Origin of the sequence: Flavobacterium sp., assembly GCF_035760125.1 — a bacterium.
Taxonomy (GTDB): domain Bacteria; phylum Bacteroidota; class Bacteroidia; order Flavobacteriales; family Flavobacteriaceae; genus Flavobacterium.
The window spans coordinates 1-3885 of record NZ_DASTTN010000465.1 but is presented as its reverse complement, the minus strand read 5'-3'; the positions used below and the strand labels follow the sequence as shown (position 1 = coordinate 3885).

The following is a 3885-nucleotide window of genomic DNA, read 5'->3' as shown; positions in this document are numbered from 1 at the left end:
TCAATTAAGCCTATTTTGAGTTGCTCCCTTTGGAACATAGTAATAGCCTCCATGATTTCAACTTCACCCAAATCAACAACTATAAAATGCAGACCAAGTTTTTTCAGTTCTTCTTTCACCGCCATTTTACAGCGATTGCTTACCATATATTTGATGTATAATTTCAAAGTTGTCTTATTTAATAGATTAAGTAAAGGTCGTTTAACTATCGAGAGTTGATGTTGTAGAACTTTGGTGAATTGTTGTATAATTCACTGATTTTTAAGAGGTGTATATATAAGCTATACTAAAAGTAAAACTTTTAGTAATCGAAGTGCAATTCCGAAGTCTCGGAATTAGAATGGGAAGAAAGTTTTTTAAGACTTACTGATTTATTACAGCTTCATCTAACTTAATAATCCTTACTAATCCATCTTTTGGATTGGGGATTCCTAACAAATGTAGTTATAACTAAAGCCAATTGCTATTGATATAGGAGTTATCTTTTGGAAGTAATGATGAAGTATCTAATTTATTCGTTTGAAAGACAGTGTTTAAGAAGTATTTATTTTTTATGCTTCAATTTTTGCTAGAAGAAAAAAAAGTTTCATTAGTAAATTTTCAATAAAAGATTGGGGTCAGGACAGTTTTCCAAGTAATAATCCCGGTCACTTTTACTGCAAACACCAGGATAATCACCACAATTATCACCGATGTTTTTAATAATTTGAAAATGTAGATGAGGTGCATAATCACCATTAACGGTAGGATCTCCCAATGAGGCTAATTGTTTTCCTTTTAAAAAAGAAGCCCCAATTTTGAGTTCAGCAATACTTTCTAACGATAAATGTCCATATAAAGTATAGAAAGTCTGATTTTTCAATTGGTGTTCCAATATGATTGTGGGACCATAATCTCCCAGATTGTTATTGTAATTGAAGCTATGAACAGTTCCATCCAAAGCCGCCAAAACAGGAGTTCCGGCTTTAATCCATAAATCTAATCCGATGTGAATGTTTCTTTCTTCGGTTTTGTTGTCATTAAAAACGGAACTTCTTTTGTATAAATTTCGCTCCTCATTATATCCTCCGTAGGCCACTTTCGAATAATTATCCGATAAGGTTCTTTCGATGAAATTTTCAAAATCAATCGCATTGTCTATAGCAAGTCCTGCTAAAGTCGTATTAGAAACGGATAAATCCAAAGGAATATATTGATCATGAGGAATTGAATCGTCTATTACGTTTACATTCTGAATGCTTTTTAGGAGTTTTTCCAAAGGGTTCATTTATTTTTTTTAGGAAGTCTAAATTTAAAATAAAAAAAATCAAGATAAATAATTTGCGAAGCATTATAACTTTTAATTGTGAATTGAGTCTCATATTCATTGGATTAGGAATACAAATCAAAAAAAAGCATTCCATTCTGGATTAGCTTCTTTGATTATCCTAATGTGATATATTTTTATCGGCAAATAGTCCCTTATTTTTTATAAGCAAGTCAGTATTGTTTTATTAAATAGCAATCATTGAGCTCTTGTAATTCATTGACTTAGTGTTAATTAAGGTTAAAATTAAATTTATTAGTTTTCTTGTTTTTAACTTCGGGCTGTTTTTTTTTTACTATTCTTCTAAAAGTTAAGGTAAAAATTTTTTAAAAGAGACATAATATAATTTGTCTTTTTGATCATAATAAACGCCTCGTCTACTGCATTTTTACTTATTGATGATTGTTCGAGTTACATTCGAACCATTGGTAACTGGCTTTATTTTGTGCCGATTTTAAAATAATCATTTAAAACAAGGCGTCTATGGAAAAACAACCTCTTCTTCAGCATCCTCTAAAAGGATAAACCGTCCCCCATTTTATATAGAAAGAATAGAGAAGCTATTTTAATTTCTCTAATGACTATTCTTGTCTTTTATTGTAACCTAATACTATTTAGAAATATTGAGTTATTCTATTTTTTCTGCCCTTTCCTTCTTATTGTTGAAAGAGAGTAAGACTTTGGGAAGAAAATAAAAAGGATTTGTTTTTGTATTTCTAAATTATATAATTCCAATTTTTTGAATGAAAATTAAATCAACTTTCGTCAACAACCTTGTGAAACTTGACAGCTGTTATTATGAAATCAAATTTGTACGGTGTATTATCACTAATTGTGATTGCGTACACCATGAATTGTTGTTCCTCTGATAATGCAGAACCAGAAGATACCAGTGTATCCTCTTTCAAGGTTATGGACTATACTTATATTTCATCAGAATTAGAGACTCTTAAATTGATAAATGATTACAGAGTAAGTATAGGTTTAAATTCGTTGGAGAAAATTAATCACATCTCCTATAAATCAGAAGAACACGATAATTATATGATTGCCAATAATGTGGTCAACCATAATGGTTTTGCTGAACGCTCAGAAAACATGACAAATGTTTTGGGAGCTAAGACAGTGGCTGAACTTATAGCTTATAATTACAATTCTCCTCAAGCTGTTTTTGCTGCATGGCTGAAAAGCCCTAAACATAGAGAAATAATCATTGGGGATTATACGCATTTTGGAATTTCAATAAGGGAAAACCCTCAAAACAAAAAAAAATATTACACTAATATTTTTATTAAAATTTAATCTACAACTAAAAAAGCCAGACAAAAAATAATTTTATCTGGCTTTTTAACGATTTAAAATTTTCTAATATAAAGCAGGGAATTTGAAAGGATTCACCTCATTCATCATGCTATATACCTTTTCGTAAATATCTTCAGCAGAAGGTTTTGAGAAATAATCACCATCTGTTCCGTAAGCAGGTCTGTGTGCTTTTGCTGTCAAAGTTTGTGGCTTGCTGTCCAAATGATTATAAGCATCTTGTTGTTCAACAATTTGTTGTAAAATATAAGCAGAAGCTCCACCAGGTAAATCTTCATCAATAACCAATAAACGATTGGTTTTTGCAATACTTTTTACAACATCTTGATTGATATCAAACGGAAGCAATGATTGTAAATCAATAATTTCGCAGTCAATGCCAACTTCAAATAATTCTTTTGCAGCTTGTTCTACTAATCGTAATGTAGAGCCATAAGAAACAAGTGTTATGTCGGTTCCTTTTCTCAATGTTTCCACAACACCAATTGGTGTTTTGAATTCACCATAGTTCAAAGGTGCTTTTTCTTTCAATCGGTAACCATTCAAACATTCGATAACCAAAGCAGGTTCGTCACATTCCAATAAAGCATTGTAAAAACCAGCTGCTTGTGTCATATTTCTAGGAACCAAAACATGTATTCCTCTTATGGCGTTTATAATCATTCCCATTGGAGAACCGGAATGCCAGATACCTTCCAAACGGTGTCCACGGGTACGTATAATAAGTGGTGCCTTTTGTTTACCAACAGTTCTGTATTGTAAAGTAGCCAAATCATCACTCATAATCTGAATGGCATACAATAGATAATCTAAATACTGAATTTCGGCGATCGGACGCAATCCTCTCAGTGCCATTCCAATTCCTTGACCTAATATGCTAGCCTCACGAATTCCAACATCGGCAACACGTAACTCTCCGTATTTCTCTTGCATTCCTTCAAGCCCTTGGTTTACGTCACCAATGTTTCCAGCATCTTCTCCAAAAATTAAAGTTTCTGGATATTTGGTAAAAAGTGCATCAAAGTTGTCTCTCAATATCATTCTACCGTCAGTATCTTCTGTGGCATCACCTGGATATTGTGGTAAAACTTCTTTAACAGAAAAAACATTTTTATCCGATTCAGAAAATAAATTGCTACTAAATTTCGGTTGTGTTTTTTTTATGTAATCAGTAATCCAATTGGATAATTCAATTTTGTCTTCTTCATTGATAATCAAACGCAATGTTTTTCGTGCGATTACCATTATTTCCTTTTTCA

Annotated in this window: 3 protein-coding genes; 1 reads left to right on the top strand and 2 read right to left on the bottom strand. The window is 31.9% G+C overall.

What is annotated here, in order from left to right:
- Positions 1–589: 589 nt before the first annotated feature.
- A complete protein-coding gene (locus VFS71_RS16530; RefSeq protein ID WP_326402670.1) occupies positions 590–1267 on the bottom strand; it encodes a peptidoglycan DD-metalloendopeptidase family protein in 678 nt (225 codons plus the stop codon).
- Positions 1268–2104: 837 nt separating this feature from the next.
- On the opposite strand from VFS71_RS16530, the gene VFS71_RS16525 reads away from it, so the two are divergent.
- On the top strand, positions 2105–2608 hold the full coding sequence (locus VFS71_RS16525) for a CAP domain-containing protein (RefSeq protein WP_326402669.1): 504 nt from the start codon (positions 2105–2107) through the stop codon (positions 2606–2608).
- Between the two features lie 63 nt (positions 2609–2671).
- Here the strand turns inward: VFS71_RS16525 and VFS71_RS16520 are convergent.
- The coding region (locus tag VFS71_RS16520) for an alpha-ketoacid dehydrogenase subunit beta (RefSeq protein ID WP_326402667.1) at positions 2672–3885 on the bottom strand (1214 nt) is incomplete at its 5' end.

Coding starts and splice junctions, on each gene's coding strand:
- VFS71_RS16530 (WP_326402670.1), bottom strand. CDS start 1,267: ATGAACCCTTTGGAAAAACTCCTAAAAAGCATTCAGAATGTAAACGTA.
- VFS71_RS16525 (WP_326402669.1), top strand. CDS start 2,105: ATGAAATCAAATTTGTACGGTGTATTATCACTAATTGTGATTGCGTAC.